An 18,347-nucleotide genomic window follows, 5' to 3' on the forward strand; every position below is an offset into this window, starting at 1 on the left:
TGCCCCCGGCCCGCACGGGCCGGGGGCACCTCCATGTCCGCACGGGCCCGCGGCTCACAGCGCCACGAACGCCGCCGTCAGCAGGGCGATCCCCGCCCCCGCCAGCACCCACGCGGCCCGCACCCGCCGCAGCCCGCCGGCCACCACCACCGAGGCCAGCAGTAGGGCCCCGCCCAGCGGCGCCCACGCGTACAGGATCCCCGCCGTACCCGCACGCAGCACCTCGTCCGTGCCCGGCTTCACGACGACGTCGTACGTCTGCCCCCTGCGCACCGCCACCGTGTGCGCGATCTCCACCCGGCGGGCCGCCGACCCCGCCGAGGCGGGCGTGTACGGGCCGCTGCACCTGTCGTCCCCGCACCGCGTGACCTCCACCGTCCCGCGCTCGCGCCCCTTGGTCAGCATCACGTACGGCGCGCTGCTCCAGGACGCCCACACGCCGGCGACCAGGATCAGCACCGCGACCGCCCCCATCGAGGCCACCCGCCCGAAGCGCAGCGCGGCCCGGGAGGCCTGACGGGCCTGGCGGGAGGCGCGGGCCTGACGGGAACGGGGGGCACTGGCGGCGGCAGGCATGGCCGGGATCATTGGCCATGTGCCTGCGCGCGGTCAACTCCCGGGCCCGCGGGCGCGGGACAAGTCAGGAGTTGTACGCGCTTTGCGCCCGCTCCAGACCCTCCGCCAGCAGACACTCCACCGAGTCCGCCGCCCGGTCCACGAAGTAGTCCAGCTCCTTGCGCTCGGCCGAGGCGAAGTCCTTCAGCACGTAGTCCGCCACCTGCATCCGGCCCGGCGGGCGTCCGATCCCGAACCGCACCCGGTGGTAGTCCGCGCCCATCGCCTTCGTCATCGACTTCAGACCGTTGTGCCCGTTGTCGCCGCCGCCCAGCTTCAGCCGCAGCGTGCCGTAGTCGATGTCCAGCTCGTCGTGGACCGCCACGATGTTGCCGAGCGGCACCTTGTAGAAGTCCCGCAGCGCGTTGACCGGGCCGCCCGACAGGTTCATGAAGGACATCGGCTTCACCAGGATCACCCGGCGGCTGCCCGGCCCCGGCGGACCGATCCGCCCCTCCACCACCTGCGCCTGCGCCTTGCTCGCCCGCTTGAACCGGCCGCCGATGCGGCCGGCCAGCAGATCCACCACCATGAAACCGACGTTGTGCCGGTTCATGGCGTACTCCGGTCCGGGATTGCCGAGGCCCACGATCAGCCAGGGCGCGCTCGCGGAAGTCGCCGGGGTGGTCACGTCCATCTCTCCTTGATACGCACCGGCCGCCGCCCCCCAGAGGAAGCGGCGGCCGGCGAACTGCGCGGGGGTGAGGGATCAGGCCTCCGCGGCCTCTTCGCCCGCTTCCTCGCCCTCGGCGGACTCCTCGGCCTGCGCGGCCAGGACCTGGAGGACGACGGCGTCCTCCTCGACGGCCAGGGTCACGCCGTTCGGCAGCGCGATGTCCTTGGCGTGGATGGAGGCACCGGCCTCCAGGCCCTCGACGGACACGGTGACCTGCTCCGGGATGTGCGTGGCCTCGGCCTCGACCGGCAGAGCGGACAGGACGTGCTCCAGCAGGTTGCCGCCCGGGGCCAGCTCGCCCTCGGTGTGCACCGGGATCTCGACCGTGACCTTCTCGCCGCGCTTGACCAGCAGCAGGTCGACGTGCTCCAGGAAGCCCTTCAGCGGGTCGCGCTGCACGGCCTTCGGGATCGCCAGCTCGTTGGTCTTGCCGTCGATGTCCAGCGAGATCAGGACGTTCGGGGTACGCAGGGCGAGCAGCAGCTCGTGGCCCGGCAGCGTCAGGTGCAGCGGCTCGGCACCGTGGCCGTACAGCACACCGGGAACCTTGTTCTCACGGCGGACACGGCGGGCGGCGCCCTTGCCGAACTCGCTGCGGGTCTCGGCGGAGATCTTCACCTCGGACATGCTCTTCACTCCTCGTAGAAGTAGGGGACAGTGGTCACCCGGCCACACGAACGGCCTGCTACGAAGAGCGCGTCGATAACGGACCGCCGTATCCGTCCGAGAACGGCTACGGCCTCCCTCGCCGAGCAACTGCAGCAGTCTACTCGGCAGGGGAGGCCGAACCCAAAACGATCTCCAGCGGTCGGCGGAGCCGACAGAATGATCGTTACTGCGCGGTGAGTTCACGGCACGGTGAACGTCACGGTGCCGTGAACGTCACGGCACGGCGAGCGTCACCGCGCAGCGAGCGTCACTGCTCGTCGAACAGGCTCGTCACCGAACCGTCCTCGAACACCTCACGCACCGCGCTCGCGATCGTCGGCGCGATCGACAGCACCGTGATCTTGTCCAGCTCCAGCTCACTCGGGGTCGGCAGCGTGTTCGTGAACACGAACTCGCTCACCTTCGAGTTCTTCAGACGGTCCGCCGCCGGACCCGACAGCACACCGTGCGTCGCCGTCACGATGACGTCCTCCGCGCCGTGCGCGAACAGCGCGTCCGCCGCGGCGCAGATCGTGCCACCGGTGTCGATCATGTCGTCCACCAGGACGCAGATCCGGCCCTTCACGTCACCCACGACCTCATGCACGGTGACCTGGTTCGCCACGTCCTTGTCGCGACGCTTGTGCACGATCGCCAGCGGCGCGCCCAGCCGGTCGCACCAGCGGTCCGCCACCCGCACCCGGCCGGCGTCAGGGGAGACCACCGTCAGCTTGTTGCGGTCCACCTTGCTGCCCACGTAGTCCGCGAGCAGCGGCAGCGCGAACAGGTGGTCCACCGGACCGTCGAAGAAGCCCTGGATCTGGTCCGTGTGCAGGTCCACGGCGAGGATCCGGTCCGCACCCGCGGTCTTCATCAGATCCGCCACCAGACGCGCCGAGATCGGTTCACGCCCGCGGTGCTTCTTGTCCTGCCGCGCATAACCGTAGAACGGCACGATGACCGTGATCGAACGGGCCGACGCACGCTTCAACGCGTCGATCATGATCAGCTGCTCCATGATCCACTTGTTGATCGGAGCGGTGTGGCTCTGGATCAGGAAGCAGTCCGCGCCACGGGCCGACTCCTGGTAGCGGACGTAGATCTCACCGTTCGCGAAATCGAACGCCTTGGTCGGGACGACCCCGATCCCCAGCTGGTGGGCGATTTCCTCGGCAAGCTCGGGGTGGGCGCGGCCGGAGAAGAACATCATCTTCTTCTCGCCGGTCGTCTTGATCCCGGTCACAGCACTGTCTCCTCAGAGGGTGTACGCAGCTGGGTGTCGAGAAGACCTCGTCAACCGTGCAACCGTGCGCGAGAGGCCGTCTCAGCTGGTGGGGTGCGGGTGTGCACTTATCACGGTACGCCGTGTTCGGCGCGCCTGTTTCCGGTCAGTCTTCGCTCTCCGTCTTCGGTGAGGCCGCCTCGGCCGCCTTCGCGGCCGCGCTCCCGGGCCGCTTGCGCGCCACCCAACCCTCGATATTCCGCTGCTGGCCACGGGCCACGGCCAGCGAACCGGGCGGCACGTCCCGCGTGATCACCGAGCCGGCGGCCGTGTAGGCACCGTCCCCGATCGTGACAGGAGCCACAAACATGTTGTCCGAACCCGTACGGCAGTGCGAACCCACCGTGGTGTGGTGCTTGTCCTGGCCGTCGTAGTTCACGAACACGCTCGCCGCACCGATGTTCGAGTGCTCACCGATCGTCGCGTCCCCCACGTAGGACAGGTGCGGCACCTTCGTGCCCTCACCGATCCGCGCGTTCTTCGTCTCCACATACGTACCCACCTTGGACTTCAGCCCCAGGCGCGTCCCCGGCCGCAGATAGGCGTACGGACCCACCGTCGCCTCCGGGCCCACCACGGCCCCCACCGACACCGTGTTGTCCACCCGCGCCCCCGCACCCACCCGGGTGTCGGTCAGCCGGCTGTTCGGCCCGACCTCCGAACCCTGCGCCAGATGCGTCGCCCCGTGCAGCTGCGTCCCCGGATGCACGACCACGTCCTGCTCGAACGTCACCGTCACATCCACCCACGTCGTCGCCGGATCCACCACGGTCACACCCGACAGCATCGCGGCCGTCAGCAGCCGCTCGTTCAGGATCCGGCGCGCCTCGGCCAGCTGCACCCGGTTGTTGATCCCCGCGATCTCCCGGTGGTCCCCGGCCACACACGCGCCGACCCGGTGACCGGCCGCCCGCAGGATCCCGAGCACGTCCGTCAGGTACTCCTCGCCCTGGCTGTTGTCCGTGCGCACCTGACCCAGCGCCTCGGCGAGCAGCCGCCCGTCGAACGCGAAGACCCCGGAGTTGATCTCCCGGATCGCCCGCTGCTCCTCGCTCGCGTCCTTGTGCTCCACGATCGCGGTCACCGCGCCGCCGCCGTCGCGCACGATCCGGCCGTACCCGGTGGCGTCCGGGACCTCGGCGGTCAGCACGGTCACGGCGTTGCCGTCCGCGGTGTGCGCGGCGGCCAGGCTCGCGAGGGTGTCACCGGTCAGCAGAGGGGTGTCCCCGCAGACCACGATCACGGTCCCCTCGACGGCACCGCCCAGCTCCTCCAGGCCCATCCGGACCGCGTGCCCGGTGCCCTTCTGCTTCTCCTGCACGGCGGTACGCGCCTGGGCGTCGGCCTCGGCGAGGTGCGCGGTCACCTTCTCGCGCGCGTGGCCGACCACGACGACCAGGTTCTCCGGCTTCAACTCACGCGCGGCGGCCAGCACATGACCGACCAGGGAACGGCCGCAGATCTCATGCAGGACCTTCGGAGTGGCCGACTTCATACGGGTGCCCTCACCCGCTGCGAGGACGACGACGGCTGCCGGGCGAATGGCGCTCACGGGATGCCCTTCGGCTCTTGGGTGGGGTGGACATCCGCAGGATACCGGGGCCGTTGAGGGGGGAGACGAGAGCGGGTCCCGGCTTGTGCAGCCAGGACCCGAACCGAGTGTGCTCCCCCGCCAGGACTCGAACCCGGACAGATGGCACCAAAAGCCACAGTGCTGCCAATTACACCACGGGGGACCATATCGGCTAAACCGGACATTCAGTCAGGTTGCCGAGTGGCGCCTCCTACTATGCCGTACCAGGCGCCCTCAATGCGACGGTACAGTTCGGCGCTCTGTCGCGCCTTGATGGCGAAACAGCCACGGTACGTGTCGCCTGTGTTCTTGCGTACGGTCGCCGGCTTGTGCCTCTTCAGGACTGTCTTGCCCAGGAGTGCCCGGTCTACGCCGACAAGATCGGCCCAGTACTGCTCAGCCGCATCGACATCGGCGGTTTCGTGGATCATGACGCGGCAGTGCAGCCTGTCGCGATGCACGCCGAGGAGGTCCAGCCAGGCGAGGAAGACTCTGATCATGCCGGGGTCACTGTTGACGAACTCCACGCCTTCGCGGCGAGCGTGCGGTTTGTCCTTGGTGCCCTCGGCCCAGTACAGGCCGACGCCCAGGAGAAACAGCTCGCGGTCGGAGAGCTCGCCCACTGCTGCGGCTGCCGCCTGCTTGGCCTCCTCGCGCTCGCGGTTTTGCGATGCTCGCAGTCGTGCCAGCCCGGCGTTCATGCGCGCTCGCTGCTCTTCGGGCGTGCAGTGAGGCTCCGGCTTCGGCAGGTCCCGCACCCAGAGTGAGACGGAGCTCTTGGAGCACCCCAGCTCTGCCTGGATCTGGTTGTACGTCCATCCCTGCCTTCGCAGCTCGCGTGCCCGTTCGCGTACGTCGTCCTGGGCGCGCGGGCGCTTCGTCCAATCCGCAGGGGGCTCGCCCTCGACGAGGCGTTGAAGCGTCTCCTTGTTGTAGATCTGCAGCCTGTCCCGGATCTGCCGGAGGCTGTACCCCCCGCGCCGCAGCGCGACAGCCTGCTTCCGCAGGCTCTCGAAGTCGGCGTATTTGCCGTGTGGATGTGCCATGTGCATACCGTCCGGCCGGAATGCCGCGTTCCGCGCTCGAACGATCAATGTTCACCAGTTCGAGGGAAATCGACTTGTTTCGATACTCTTCGGTCACCGTTCGTGATCAAGGCCTGTAGGTGAAACTCGCCGGAAAAGCCCCGACGGGCGCCCGTAGGCTGGACGCATGACCACGACGGGGGAAGCGCGCGCCACGGCTGTGACCGGGCCGTGGTGGTGGGCGCGGTGGCGCGGTGCGCTGTTCGACGGGAGTCTGGCGCTGGCGTCGGCGGCCGAGTGCGCGGCGGAGGGGGTGCCGTTCGCGCGGGACGCCGGGATCCCGGTGGCCGCCGGTGTCGTCTTCGGGCTGCTGTGCGGGACGGTGCTGCTGGTGCGGCGGCGGTGGCCGATCGCGGTCGTGCTGGTCGCGATCGCGGTCACGCCGGCCCAGATGGGTTTCCTGATGGGGATCGTCGGGCTCTACACGCTCGCCACCTGCGAGCTGCCGCGCCGGATCATCGGGGCGCTGGCCGGGATGTCGCTCGTCGGCACGATGATCGTGACGTTCGTCCGGGTGCGGCAGGACATGGCGCGGGGTGATTTCACCCTGGGTGACTGGTTCGTTCCGTTCGCCGCTGTCACCACGTCGCTCGGTCTCACCGCGCCTCCGCTGCTGCTCGGTCTCTATGTCGGCGCCCGGCGGCGGCTGATGGAGTCGCTGCGGGAGCGGGCGGACAGCCTGGAGCGGGAGTTGCAGCTGCTCGCGGAGCGGGCGGAGGAACGTGCCGAGTGGGCGCGTGGCGAGGAACGCACCCGGATCGCCCGTGAGATGCACGACGTCGTCGCGCACCGGGTGAGTCTGATGGTGGTGCATGCGGCGGCGTTGCAGGCGGTGGCCCGCAAGGATCCCGAGAAGGCCGTGAAGAACGCGGCGCTGGTCGGGGACATGGGGCGCCAGGCGCTGACGGAGCTGCGGGAGATGCTGGGCGTGCTGCGCAGCGGGGAGGGGCCGGGGCCCGTGCCGCCGGCGCGTGGGCCGGCCGCCGTGCCGCTGGTCGCGGTGGGGGTCGCGGCGGCCGCGGCGGCGTCCCGTGCGGTGGATGAGCCGGGGGCCGGTGCGGAGGGGCCGTGTCTGGCGGAGCTGGAGGAGCTGGTCGGGCAGTCGGCCGCGGCGGGCATGGTGGTGGATCTGTCGGTCGAGGGCGAGGCGCGTCCGTACGGGGCGGAGATCGAGCAGACCGCGTACCGGGTGGTGCAGGAGGCGCTGACGAACGTCCACAAGCACGCGGCGGGCGCGAAGACGCGGGTGCGGCTCGCGCACCGGGGCTCGGAGATCGCGATGCAGGTGGAGAACGGGCCGCCGCCGGAGCCGGGTTCGGCGGCGGCGGCGCGGCTGCCGTCCGGCGGCAACGGCCTGGTCGGCATGAAGGAACGGGTCGTGGCGCTGGGCGGGGTGTTCGTGTCGGGGCCGACGGAGGCGGGGGGTTTCCGGGTGTCGGCGGTGATTCCGGCGTAAGAGCTGCGAACAAAAGGGGAGTCCGAGCGTGCGTGCCGGGCGTCGGGAGCCGGGCGCCCCTTTTGTTCGCAGCTCTAAGGGGGCTGAGGGGTCGCCCGCCCATCGGCCGGTGCCGCTCCCTCGGGGCTGCCGCCGGCCGTCCGGTGCCTCCTCGGCGGGTGCCGCCTGCCGGCCGGTGCCTTCCCGGTGGGTGCCGCCTGCCGCCCGGTGCCTCAAGGCGAGCCGCGCGGTCGTCTGCCGCCTGGTGCCCTGTGAGTTCGTCTCCCGCCGGTCGTCCGCCGCCCGGCGCGTACCGGCCACAGCACCAGGGACCGCGCCAGGGATCGCTTCCCTCTCCCGCCCGTGTGCGTCGCGGCGGTGCCGTCCCGGTGGCCGGGGGGGTGGGGTCAGCCGGCGGTCAGGCGTACCGGTGCCAGGCCGGAGAGCAGGGCCGACAGGGCGTGGTCGATGTCCGGGCCGAGGTACCAGTCACCGGTGTGGTCGAGGGCGTAGACGCGGCCCGCGGTGTCGATGGCGAGCAGGGTCTGGGTGTCGCTCTCGGCGCCGAGGGGGCACACGTCGGTGTCGAGGGCGCGGCCGAGGTCGCCGAGGGTGCGGGCCATGTGGAGGCCGTGCAGCGGGTCGAGGTCGAGCGTGGCCGGGGCGATCTGGCGGCCCGGGCCCGTGGGGGTGATCTGCAGGCCGCCGAATTCGGCCCAGGCCTCGACGGCGGCGGGGAAGACGGTGTGCCGGTGGCCGGCCGGGGAGGCGTGCTCGCGCAGGGTGTCGGCCCAGATCTCCGCCTGCTTTATGTCCCAGCGTCCGGGCTGCCAGCCGGCGGCGCGCAGGGTGGCGTCGACGGGGGCGGCGAAGCGGGCGGGGGGTCCCTCGGGTCCGGCCGGGGGTGCGGGCTTCACCGAGGGGTTGGCGGAGCGCTTGGCAAAGGCGCGGCGGTCGGCTTGCATCGGCCCTTCGTTCGTCCTGTCGTCTCGTGCGGGTGTCGGGGTGCGGCCGGGGGGTGGGCGTCCGTCAGGCCTTGCCGCCGGCGGGGTCGACGATGTAGACGCCGAAGTGGGCGCTGAGCGCGGTGCAGGCGCGGCACGGGGCGGCGAAGCTGCCGTGCAGCGGGTCGCCGTCCTCGCGGATGCGGCGGGCGGTGAGTTTGGCCTGTTTGAGGGCTTTGCGGGCTTCGCCGTTGGTCATGGGTTTGCGGGAGGCGCGTTTGCTGCGGGTGGCGTCGACGGCGCTGATGTGCCGGGAGATGAGGATGGTCTCGGCGCAGCGGCCGGTGAAGCGGTCGCGCTGGGCGCTGGTGAGGGTGTCCAGGAAGTCCTGGACGAGCGGATGCAGTGCGGGGGGTTCCTCGCTGCGCGCGGCCGTGCCGGTGAGGGTGGCGCCGCGCACGGAGAGGGCGGCGGCGATGGTGGGGAGTATGCCGTCGCGGCGGTGACGGAGGACGGGCGCGTGCGGCGCCTCGCTGCTGCTCCAGCCGATCCGCGGGTCGCCGGAAGCGCTGGTGTGCGGTCCCGTCTGCGTCGCGTTCATGATCATCGTCCCCTCCCGAGCATCCCCCCGAAGGACACAGAGTGCCAAATCGCGTGGCCCGTGGGGAAGCTGGGGCGGTGCGACACGCCCGGTTCTGGGCGGTGTGTCACCGCGGGGTGACGTCCGGTCACGGTCACGGGTGAACCGGTGGCCGGACGCCGGCCGGACCGGGTGCGGGCGGTGGGCGGTGGCCCGGTGACCGGTGTCGTCGTACCGCATAGGCTGTCGGCACGCCGCGCTCGCGCGGTCGACGCGTTGGAGAGAAGTAGTCGATACGGGTCTCGGTGAGCGGAGCAGGAAGCCGCCGGCCGCGGGTCGTACAGAGTGCCGCAGGGGGCAACCGCCATGACGACAGGTCGGCTCGGGCTGGGGGTACCACCCGGCCGCCAGGCCGGAGGGCAGGCCGCACCGCCGAACGCGGCCTACGCCGGGCAGACCGTGCACTTCCCGGACCCGGTCCGGGCGGCCCGTCACCCCAGGGGTGTGCGGGTCGACGAGCGCGGTTACCCCGACTTCTCGCCGTACGCGCGCGCGGCGGCGCAGATCGCGGATCCGCCGGAGGGCTTCGGCGTGGACGAACTTCGGCTGACGGACTACGTGTCGGCGAACGCGGCGCTGGCGGCGACCGGCCACGACCTGTGGGACACGGTGCCGAGCGTGGCGACGCCGCACGGCTGGACGTGGCACCACGTGGCGGGCACCCGGCGTCTGGAACTGGTCCCGGTGGAGGTGAAGGCGCTGTTGCGCCACCACGGCGGGATCGCGACCGCGAACGTCGACCAGGCCAAGCGCGGCACACGCCCGTTGCAGGAGACCCGGCCGGCTCATTTCGGACTGCCCAAGTCGGGGCCGGCGGTGACGGAGCAGCAGGTGCAGGGCGTCGAGGAGGACCTGGGCTACCGGCTGCCGGGCGCCTACCGCTCCTTCCTGAAGGCGGCGGGCGGCTGCGCCCCGGTGGGCACGGCGCTCGACGCGGAGCTGGGACTCCTGGTCGACCAGCCCTTCTTCACGGTCCGTGAGGAGGCGGCGGTCAACGACCTGGTCTACGTCAACAAGTGCCTGCGCGACCACCTCACCAAGGACTACCTGGGTGTCGGTTTCGTGCAGGGCGGTCTGCTCGCGGTGAAGGTGAAGGGCGAGCGGCTGGGCTCGGTCTGGTTCTGCGCGTACGACGACGTGCGCGACGTGGATCCGGCGTGGCCGCAGGCGGAGCGCGTGGAGCGGTTGCTGCTGCCGTGCGGTGAGGACTTCGACGCGTTCCTGTCCCGGCTGGCGGGTTCGCCGCCGGAGCTGGAGACGGTGGCGAACCTGATGGTGGACGGCGGGTTCGCGCAGGCCGTCCCGGTTTCTTCCGTGTCCGCGGTGGGGGAGTGAAGTCGGCGATGGTGACGTTCGCGCAGGCGCAGGAGCGCGCCGAGGAGTGGATCAACGGTGACGTGCCGGCGTACCAGCACCGGGAGGTGCGGGTACGGGAGTTCGAACTCGGCTTCGTGGTGTGGGCCGAGGACCGTGCGGAGGGCCCGCGTTCGGACGGCGGCAGGCAGCGGCTGGTCCTCGCCCGGGACAGTGGTGAGGCCACCTTGTGGCCCGCGTTGCCGGTGGGCGAGGTGATCCGCCGGTACGAGGAGGAGTACGGCCGTCCGGAGCCGGCCGCGGACGCGGACGCGGCGCCGCCGGCCCGGGTGGACCTGAACCAGACGTCGTTCCTGCTCAGTCCGCCGGAGTGGCTGCAGGAGGCGGCGGACCGGATGGGCATCCCGGACCGCCGCTCCCAGGGTGGCGGCACGGCGGGTGGCGCCACGGGTGCCACGGGCGCCGGAGCGGGTACGGCGAGCGGCGCGGCCGGTGGTGCCGGCGCCACGGGTGCGGGGTTCGCGGGCGGGCCCGGTGCGGGTGCCGCCGGCGGGTCCGGTGCCGGTCCGGCGCCCGACGGGTCGCTGCCTTTGACGCAGGCCGGGGTGCCGGCGAGCGGGACGGGCCCGGCGGGCGGCCCCGCCGGGCCGAGTACGCCCGGTACGCCGAGCACGCCCGGCGCGCCCAGTACGCCGAGCACGCCCGTGGGAGCGACCCCGTGGGCCGGGACCGACACCAACGCGGACGGGGGGGAGGACCGTTCCGTACCGCTTCCCGCGACGGTGTTCGCGCCGCCGCTGAGCGAGTCCGACGACGGCGCGCCGCCGGCCACCGCGCCGGACGCCAAGACCGCGCTGATGGCGGGCGGCAGCCGCCTCCCCCGTACGGCGGTGGCACCGGCGCTCGACGGAACCGCCGCCCCCGGCACGCCCGCCCCGGCGGGCGCTCCCGGCGCGCCCCGGGGCGGCACGCCCGCGCCCCCGCCCGGTGCGACGCCGCCGCCCGCGCCGGGCAGCGTCCCGCCTCCGCCGGGCAGCACACCGGCTCCGGGCGCTCCGCCCCCGCCCCCGGCCGGGGCGCCGTACGGCTATCCGCAGGCGCCCGGCGCGCAGGGCGGCCCCGCAGCTGCGTCCGCCGGTGGCGCGCCGGGCGCGCCCTACCCGCCCGCCCCCGGCGGCCCGGTCGGTTCCGGGCAGCCGCTTCCCCCGCACGCGGGTGACATCGCCGACGCCGCGACGAGCAAGGCGCCGCCTGCGCCGAGCCGTGGGCGGGGCGCCGCGCCCATGCCCCCGCCGCCGGGCGCGCCCGGCACCCCGGGAGCCCGGCCGGCCCCCGCGGCCCCGCCGCCCGCCGCTCCGGGCGCGCCGGGTGGCGCGGGCGGGTACGTGCCGACGCGGCTCGTCTCCTCGCTGGGTCCGGACGGCCCCGAGGGCCCCGGCGCCCCGCAGGCCCCCGGAACACCCCCCGGCCCGGCGGCCCCTGGCGCTCCGGGCACTCCCGGAGGTACGCCTCCGGGTGGTGTCCACCATGCGGCCACGATGCTCGCCGACCCCGGGCGGGCGGGTGGCGCTCCGCCGCCGCCGGGACCGCCCGGCGCCCCGGGCGGCACCCCTGGCGTTCCCGGCCCGCCGCAGCCGCCCGGTGCTCCGGGCGCTCCGGGTGCGGGGCAGGGCGGTGTGCACCAGGCGGCGACCATGCTGGCCCCGCCCCCGTCCGGCGGTCCCGGCGTGCCTTCGCCGCCCGTTGCGGGGCAGCCCGTGCCCGGTCAGCAGCCTCCCGCCTACGGTTACCCGCCGCAGGCGCTGCCGACGGTCGGTCCGGGCTACCAGGCCGTGCTGCGCTACCGGGCGCAGGACGGCTCCGAGCAGCAGCTGATCCGGCGTTCGGCGCCGGGCACGCCGCACCCGGAGTGGCAGATCTTCCACGAGCTGCGTGCGATGAACGTGCCGCCGGACCAGGTGCTGGAGCTGCACACGGAGCTGGAGTCGTGCCAGTTGCCGGGCGCGTACTGCGCTCGGATGATCCGGGAGCAGTGGCCGCAGGCGCGGATCACGTCGATCGCGCCGTACGGCACCGACCACGCGAGCCGTCAGCAGGGCATGGCGCAACTCCTGGCGCACCAGGGTGAGCTGCACCAGGTGGCCGACGGGCCCGCCCGCCCGGCGCCGGTGCGGGCGCCGCTGCCGCCGGTGCAGCCCGTGCCGCCCCTTCCGCCGGAGGGCGTCGCCCAGGAGCTGGCGGCGGCCTTCGGGCCCGGCGTGTTCCGGTTCGAGCAGGCGGCGGTCTCGCGCCAGGGCGTGCCGCCGGTCGTGGCGCACACGCTGGTGGCGGCGGGCCTGCCGCTGGACATGGGCCCGTTCTTCTGGGCGCAGGCTCAGCCGGGGCGCCCGGTGCCGACGCTGGCGGAGCTGGCGGCCGAGCGCGGGGTGCAGCCGGCGCCGGACGCGGGCTCGTACCTCGTCATGGGCAGCGACTTCGGCAAGGCGCTCTGTGTGCAGTACGGCACGGCGAACATCGTGGCCGTGCCGGTGGAGGCGGGCCCCGGCGGTACGTCGGTGCCGCCGCAGTTCGTGAACACCGGGCTGCCGGAGTTCGCGCGCTGCCTGGCCCTGCTCGGCCGGATGTGGCGGCTGCGCTACGGCCTGAACCAGGAGCAGGCGGGCCGCTGGACCGTCGACTTCCAGGCCCAGCTCGCCTCGCTCGACCCGGCGGCGCTCGGCTCGCCGGAGAGCTGGTGGTCGGTGCTGCTGGAGCAGATGTGGGACGGACTGCTGTGACCCGGTGAGCGTCCGGCGCAGGGAGGCCGGGCCCGGTCGAGTGACCGGGCCCGGCCTTTTTCTGTCCCCTCTTCTGCGCACCGTCGGCCGGATGTGCATCCGGAGTGTCGCGTTATGAACATTTCGTCCCTATAGCTGAGGATGTGCCCGCAGTCATCGTGTCGCATCCATTCGGCGGTGTCCGGCGGTGCACGACGGAGAGGGGTTCAGGATGGGCAGCACGGCGTCATCGGTCTCGCTCCACCGCTTCGCGGTCGTCCGGGGGCGCGGCTACCGGCCCGAACAGGTGGACGCCTGCGCGGCCGCGCTCTTCGCGGACCGGGACGCGGCCTGGGAGCGGGCCGCGCGGCTGACCGTGCTGGCCAAGAACATGGAGGCGGAGCTGGCGGTCCTGCGGGAGACCGTCGCGGCCCTCGGCGAGCAGACCTACGAGTCGCTGGGCGAGGGCGCGCGACGGCTGTACGAGCAGGGGCGGCGGGAGGCGGGTGCGGTGCGCGAGCGGGCGCGCCGGGAGGCGCACGCGACGGTGGAGTCGGCGCGCGCGTACGCGGACGGACTGCTGCGTGAGGCGCGGGCGTACGCGGACGCGGTGCGCGCCGAGGCCGACGAGCGGGCCCGGCAGCGGCTCCTGGCGGCGCGCTCGGAGGCCGACGCGCTGCGGATCGCGGTCCGCCGCGAGGTGAGGGCGCGCCGCGGCGAGGCGCTGGCCGCGCTGCGCGAGGTGCGCCAGCGCACCTGCGGGATGCTCACGGAGCAGTCCCGCGAGCACGCCGCCCGGCTGGGGGCGGCGGAGCGGGAGGAGCGGGCGCGGCTGGCCGCGCTGGAGGCGGACCACGCCCGGCGGCTGTCGGCCGCCGAGGGGGCGCTGGCCGCCGCGGAGCAGGCGCTCGCGCAGGCGCAGGAGGCGGCGCGCAGGGGGCCGGAGGAGGCGCGGGCGTACGCCGCGGAGGTGCTGGCCGGGGCGCGGCTGCGGGCGGAGCGGATCGCCCGGGAGACGGAGCAGGTGCTGGTGGAGCACGGTGAACTCTGGGACGACGTACGGGCGCAGATGGACACCGTGCAGAGCGACATCACGGCGCTGACGGGGCGTGCGCGGGCGGAGTAGTCCGCGATCCGATGCCACACTCGGGGCCCGCCCGCCCCTTTGTCCGTGGAGTCTGCCGCGGCCGGCGGACCGGGCGGACCGGGGGGCGGGGCAGACCCCCGTGGACACCGGCGTCGCCGGGAACACGGCAGAGGCGGGCCTCGCCGCCTTCGGCGCGCACGGCCCGGCCGGGCGGCCGGCCGTCGCCGGGGCGGCCGCGGCGGGGCACCGCGGCGCGGACCTCACACGGCACCCGGGGTCCTCCCCGTCGGCGGGGCGGGCGTATGCGTGAGGGAGGCGGGCGGGCCACGGCCGGGCGAACCACTGCGCGAGCAGGCGCCGGGCGGGCGGAACCGCGGCCTTCGGCTTGACCTTGACGCGGCGGGAGGGTGGAGGATCCGTGGGCCGGTGGGTGGAGGCAACCCTGAGACGGACTCCACCTGTCGGCGGACAGCCCCTAGGGGGAGGTCCGTACTTGGGGTCGGGGAGGGTTCGTACCGTCGGAGGACGAGACGGCCGCGCACCGTCCTTAGTCTGGCTTTACGCCGCTGGGGGGCGGTGGACCGCACCGACGGGGGTGGGGTTTTCCCCAGCGGAAGACTGCGCTGAGCACCAGCGCGCCGGGGGGCACGCGCACAGCAGACTCGTCGTCGTGACGGGAGCACCGCTCCGGCACGGCGCACCCGCGGACACCCGCGGCGCGCACACAGGCGGCACGCGGTACGCGCACACCGGGCGCCGCCCACGGCGGGGACCGTCCCCGCACCCTGTTCACCCGCCCACCGCCCCGCATCCCGCTCGAAGCATGACCGACATAGGAGACTTACCGTGACATCGGCTGTGACCATTCCCAGGCACGGGGGTACTGGAAATCCCACGGCCGTAGCCGCGCGGGCGCGGCAGGTCGTGAAGGCGTACGGATCCGGGGAGACCCGGGTCGTCGCCCTCGACCACGTCGACGTGGACATCGCCCGCGGCCAGTTCACCGCGATCATGGGCCCCTCGGGGTCCGGCAAGTCCACGCTGATGCACTGCCTCGCCGGTCTCGACACCGTGACGGGCGGCCGGATCTACCTGGACGACACCGAGATCACCGGCCTGAAGGACAAGAAGCTCACGCAGCTGCGCCGGGACCGGATCGGCTTCATATTCCAGGCGTTCAACCTGCTGCCGACGCTGAGCGCGATCGAGAACATCACCCTGCCCATGGACATCGCCGGCCGCAAGCCGGACCGTGCCTGGCTGGAGAGGGTGGTCGAGACGGTCGGTCTGGCCGGGCGGCTCAAGCACCGGCCCAACCAGCTCTCCGGCGGCCAGCAGCAGCGCGTCGCCGTGGCCCGCGCCCTGGCCGCCAGGCCGGAGATCATCTTCGGTGACGAGCCGACCGGCAACCTCGACTCGCGGGCCGGCGCCGAGGTGCTGGGCTTCCTGCGCCGCTCCGTGGACGAGCTGGGCCAGACCATCGTGATGGTGACGCACGACCCGGTGGCCGCCTCCTACGCCGACCGGGTGCTGTACCTCGCCGACGGCCGGATCGTCGACGAGATGTACCAGCCGACGGCCGACCAGGTCCTGGACCGCATGAAGGACTTCGACGCCCGGGGGCGTACGTCATGACCGTGCTGAGAACCTCCCTGCGCAACTTCTTCGCGCACAAGGGACGCATGGCGCTCTCCGCGGTCGCCGTGCTGCTGTCGGTGGCGTTCGTGTGCGGCACGCTGGTGTTCACCGACACCATGAACACGACGTTCGACAAGCTGTTCGCGGTGACGGCGGCCGACGTGACCGTCTCGCCGAAGGACGCGAAGAACGACGACGGCCCGCAGAGCGGTGTGCCCGAGACGCTGCCGGCCGCCACGCTGGACCGGGTCCGGCACGCCGAGGGAGTCAAGTCCGTCCAGGGCGGGGTCAGTTCGGCGAACGTGACGGTCGTCGACAGCCGCAACAAGAACATGGGCTCCTCCAACGGCGCTCCGACGATCGCCGGCAACTGGAGCCCCGGTGAACTGAAGTCGATGGAGATCACCTCCGGCCACGCCCCGCACGGGGCGGGCGAGGTGATGGTCGACGCCGACACCGCCGACAAGCACGGCCTGAAGCTCGGCGACGAACTGCGCACCATCGCGCAGAGCGGTGATCTCAGGGCCCGGATCGTCGGCATCGCCGCCTTCAAGGTGACCAACCCGGGCGCCTCCGTCGTCTACTTCGACACCGCCACCGCCCAGCGCGGCCTGCTCGGCGCGACCGGCCGGTTCACCCAGGTCGAGGTCACCGCGGCCCCCGGCGTGTCGGACGAGCAGCTGAAGCGGAACGTGGCGCGGACCCTGGACGGCGCCGGGACCCGGGCCACCGCGTACAAGATCCAGACGGCCAAGGAGAACGCCGACGAGAACCGCAAGAGCGTCGGCTCGTTCATGGACGTCATCAAGTACGCCATGCTCGGCTTCGCCGGGATCGCCTTCCTGGTCGGCATCTTCCTGATCATCAACACCTTCAGCATGCTGGTCGCCCAGCGCACCCGCGAGATCGGCCTGATGCGGGCGATCGGCTCCTCCCGCAAGCAGGTCAACCGGTCGGTGCTGGTCGAGGCGCTGCTGCTGGGCTTCGTCGGCTCCGTCCTCGGGGTCGGCGCGGGCGTCGGCATCGCGATCGGCCTGATGAAGCTGATGAGCGCTGCGGGCATGGACCTGTCCACCGACGACCTGACGATCAAGGCGACCACCCCGGTGGCCGGTCTGGTCCTCGGCGTCGTCGTCACCGTCCTGGCCGCCTACCTCCCGGCCCGCCGCGCCGGCAAGGTCTCCCCGATGGCCGCGCTGCGCGACGCCGGCACGCCGGCCGACGGCAGGGCGGGCTGGGTGCGCGCCCTGATCGGCCTGGTCCTGACCGGCGCGGGCACGGCCGCCCTGTACGCGGCGGCCACCGCCGACAAGGCGAGCGACGGCTCGGCGGTCCTCGGCCTCGGCGTGGTGCTGACCCTGATCGGGTTCGTCGTCATCGGTCCGCTGCTGGCGGGCGGGGTGGTCCGGGTGATCAGCGCGGTGCTGCTGCGGGCCTTCGGTCCGGTGGGCCGCATGGCCGAGCGCAACGCGCTGCGCAACCCGCGCCGCACCGGCGCCACCGGCGCGGCCCTGATGATCGGCCTCGCCCTGGTCGCCTGCCTGTCGGTGGTCGGGTCCTCGATGGTGGCCTCGGCCACCGACGAACTGGACAGGACGGTCGGCGCGGACTTCATCGTCCAGGGCAACCAGCGCATCGTCCCGCAGGCCGAGCAGGCCATGCGGCAGACGCCGGGCCTGGACCACACCACCCGCTACAAGGTGCTCGACGCGACCCTGACCTCCCCGGACGGCAAGCGCGTCGACGACAACGTCACCGCCGCCGACCCGTCCTACGCCGACGACGTACGCCGCACGGTCACCGAGGGCTCGTTGAAGGACGCCTACGGCCCCGACGCCATGTCGGTGGGCGCCGACTACGCCAAGGAGCACGGGATCCACGCCGGCGACACCCTCACCGTCGCCTTCAAGGGCGGCAGGACGGCCCGTCTGAAGGTCGCCGCCGTCACCAGCGACGACACGGCCATCGACAAGGGCGCCCGCTACCTGTCCATCACCACCATGGAGAAGTACGTCCCCCAGGACCGCGTCCCGCCGAACGTGATCATGTTCGCCAAGGCCAAGGACGGCCAGGAGAAGCAGGCGTATGCGGCCCTGAAGAAGTCCCTGGAGCAGTACCCGCAGTACCAGGTGCGTGACCAGACCGACTACAAGCAGGAACTGAAGGACCAGGTCGGCCAGCTCCTGAACATGGTCTACGGCCTGCTCGCCCTCGCGATCATCGTGGCGGTGCTCGGTGTGGTGAACACGCTGGCCCTCTCGGTGGTCGAGCGGACCCGGGAGATCGGCCTGATGCGGGCGATCGGCCTCTCCCGCCGGCAGCTGCGGCGCATGATCCGCATGGAGTCCGTGGTGATCGCCCTGTTCGGCGCGCTGCTCGGCCTCGGTCTGGGCATGGGCTGGGGCGCCACCGCCCAGAAGCTCCTCGCCCTGGAGGGCCTGGGTGTCCTGGACATCCCGTGGCCGACGATCGCCGCCGTCTTCGTCGGCTCGGCCTTCGTGGGCCTGTTCGCCGCGCTGGTCCCGGCCTTCCGCGCCGGCCGGATGAACGTACTGAACGCGATCGCGACGGACTAGCGACGCGACGGACCCCTCGTGAACGGGGGTCACGGGGAAATCCGCCCGGGGGCGGGAAGCCATGGGGGCTTCCCGCCC

14 protein-coding genes and 1 tRNA gene are annotated in these 18,347 nt (G+C 72.8%); 6 read left to right on the plus strand and 9 right to left on the minus strand.

Annotation, left to right across the window (positions count from 1 at the left end; all coding sequences use genetic code 11):
* Positions 1-54: 54 nt before the first annotated feature.
* From IG64_RS06005 to IG64_RS06035, 7 genes are all read right to left on the minus strand, one after another.
* Positions 55-588 (minus strand): hypothetical protein, encoded by a 534-nt coding sequence (locus tag IG64_RS06005; RefSeq protein WP_107474171.1) that lies wholly within the window; start codon positions 586-588, stop codon positions 55-57.
* 52 nt (positions 589-640) lie between these two features.
* Positions 641-1,252, minus strand: coding sequence for an aminoacyl-tRNA hydrolase (gene pth, locus IG64_RS06010; RefSeq protein WP_037852789.1), 612 nt, complete (start codon positions 1,250-1,252; stop codon positions 641-643).
* Between the two features lie 72 nt (positions 1,253-1,324).
* Complete coding sequence (locus tag IG64_RS06015) at positions 1,325-1,918, minus strand: 50S ribosomal protein L25/general stress protein Ctc (protein ID WP_037852792.1); 594 nt, start codon at positions 1,916-1,918, stop codon at positions 1,325-1,327.
* A gap of 289 nt (positions 1,919-2,207) precedes the next feature.
* Positions 2,208-3,182 (minus strand): ribose-phosphate diphosphokinase, encoded by a 975-nt coding sequence (locus tag IG64_RS06020; protein ID WP_037852794.1) that lies wholly within the window; start codon positions 3,180-3,182, stop codon positions 2,208-2,210.
* Positions 3,183-3,327: 145 nt separating this feature from the next.
* Positions 3,328-4,773 carry a bifunctional UDP-N-acetylglucosamine diphosphorylase/glucosamine-1-phosphate N-acetyltransferase GlmU gene (glmU, locus tag IG64_RS06025; RefSeq protein WP_051812419.1) on the minus strand — a complete coding sequence of 482 codons (1,446 nt, stop codon included), beginning with the start codon at positions 4,771-4,773 and terminating at the stop codon, positions 3,328-3,330.
* A gap of 112 nt (positions 4,774-4,885) precedes the next feature.
* Positions 4,886-4,957: transfer RNA gene (locus IG64_RS06030), tRNA-Gln, on the minus strand.
* Positions 4,958-4,979: 22 nt separating this feature from the next.
* A complete protein-coding gene (locus IG64_RS06035; RefSeq protein ID WP_037852985.1) occupies positions 4,980-5,840 on the minus strand; it encodes a hypothetical protein in 861 nt (286 codons plus the stop codon).
* 166 nt (positions 5,841-6,006) lie between these two features.
* On the opposite strand from IG64_RS06035, the gene IG64_RS06040 reads away from it, so the two are divergent.
* Positions 6,007-7,335, plus strand: a complete 1,329-nt coding sequence (locus IG64_RS06040) for a sensor histidine kinase (protein WP_037852800.1) — start codon at positions 6,007-6,009, stop codon at positions 7,333-7,335.
* Between the two features lie 386 nt (positions 7,336-7,721).
* Here IG64_RS06040 and IG64_RS06045 read toward each other — a convergent pair whose 3' ends face one another.
* A complete protein-coding gene (locus IG64_RS06045) occupies positions 7,722-8,279 on the minus strand; it encodes an SUKH-3 domain-containing protein (protein WP_037852802.1) in 558 nt (185 codons plus the stop codon).
* 64 nt (positions 8,280-8,343) lie between these two features.
* The gene (locus IG64_RS06050) at positions 8,344-8,859 is read right to left on the minus strand and encodes a YwqJ-related putative deaminase (protein ID WP_199811517.1); all 516 of its coding nucleotides are present in this window, start codon (positions 8,857-8,859) and stop codon (positions 8,344-8,346) included.
* Positions 8,860-9,204: 345 nt separating this feature from the next.
* Here IG64_RS06050 and IG64_RS06055 point away from each other — a divergent pair, with 345 nt between their 5' ends.
* The 5 genes from IG64_RS06055 to IG64_RS06075 all read left to right on the plus strand — a co-directional run bounded on the left by IG64_RS06055 (position 9,205) and on the right by IG64_RS06075 (position 18,269).
* Entirely contained in the window at positions 9,205-10,233 is a 1,029-nt protein-coding gene (locus IG64_RS06055) for an SMI1/KNR4 family protein (protein WP_037852808.1), read from the plus strand.
* 8 nt (positions 10,234-10,241) lie between these two features.
* A complete protein-coding gene (locus IG64_RS06060) occupies positions 10,242-12,989 on the plus strand; it encodes an SUKH-4 family immunity protein (RefSeq protein ID WP_037852812.1) in 2,748 nt (915 codons plus the stop codon).
* Positions 12,990-13,200: 211 nt separating this feature from the next.
* Positions 13,201-14,094 (plus strand): cellulose-binding protein, encoded by an 894-nt coding sequence (locus IG64_RS06065; protein WP_037852815.1) that lies wholly within the window; start codon positions 13,201-13,203, stop codon positions 14,092-14,094.
* A gap of 807 nt (positions 14,095-14,901) precedes the next feature.
* Entirely contained in the window at positions 14,902-15,690 is a 789-nt protein-coding gene (locus IG64_RS06070) for an ABC transporter ATP-binding protein (protein WP_037852818.1), read from the plus strand.
* Positions 15,687-18,269, plus strand: coding sequence for an ABC transporter permease (locus IG64_RS06075; protein ID WP_037852819.1), 2,583 nt, complete (start codon positions 15,687-15,689; stop codon positions 18,267-18,269). Before IG64_RS06070 ends, IG64_RS06075 begins: the two co-directional genes overlap by 4 nt.
* The last annotated feature ends 78 nt before the right edge of the window (positions 18,270-18,347 follow it).

It is taken from the genome of Streptomyces sp. NRRL S-340, from assembly GCF_000720185.1.
In the GTDB taxonomy this organism is placed as follows: domain Bacteria; phylum Actinomycetota; class Actinomycetes; order Streptomycetales; family Streptomycetaceae; genus Streptomyces.

Excerpts from the sequence above, each read along its gene's own strand:
- IG64_RS06005 (WP_107474171.1), bottom strand. The coding sequence starts at position 588 with ATGATCCCGGCCATGCCTGCCGCCGCCAGTGCCCCCCGTTCCCGTCAG.
- pth (WP_037852789.1), bottom strand. The coding sequence starts at position 1,252 with ATGGACGTGACCACCCCGGCGACTTCCGCGAGCGCGCCCTGGCTGATC.
- IG64_RS06015 (WP_037852792.1), bottom strand. The coding sequence starts at position 1,918 with ATGTCCGAGGTGAAGATCTCCGCCGAGACCCGCAGCGAGTTCGGCAAG.
- IG64_RS06035 (WP_037852985.1), bottom strand. The coding sequence starts at position 5,840 with ATGGCACATCCACACGGCAAATACGCCGACTTCGAGAGCCTGCGGAAG.
- IG64_RS06040 (WP_037852800.1), top strand. The coding sequence starts at position 6,007 with ATGACCACGACGGGGGAAGCGCGCGCCACGGCTGTGACCGGGCCGTGG.
- IG64_RS06045 (WP_037852802.1), bottom strand. The coding sequence starts at position 8,279 with ATGCAAGCCGACCGCCGCGCCTTTGCCAAGCGCTCCGCCAACCCCTCG.
- IG64_RS06050 (WP_199811517.1), bottom strand. The coding sequence starts at position 8,859 with ATGAACGCGACGCAGACGGGACCGCACACCAGCGCTTCCGGCGACCCG.
- IG64_RS06055 (WP_037852808.1), top strand. The coding sequence starts at position 9,205 with ATGACGACAGGTCGGCTCGGGCTGGGGGTACCACCCGGCCGCCAGGCC.
- IG64_RS06060 (WP_037852812.1), top strand. The coding sequence starts at position 10,242 with ATGGTGACGTTCGCGCAGGCGCAGGAGCGCGCCGAGGAGTGGATCAAC.
- IG64_RS06065 (WP_037852815.1), top strand. The coding sequence starts at position 13,201 with ATGGGCAGCACGGCGTCATCGGTCTCGCTCCACCGCTTCGCGGTCGTC.
- IG64_RS06075 (WP_037852819.1), top strand. The coding sequence starts at position 15,687 with ATGACCGTGCTGAGAACCTCCCTGCGCAACTTCTTCGCGCACAAGGGA.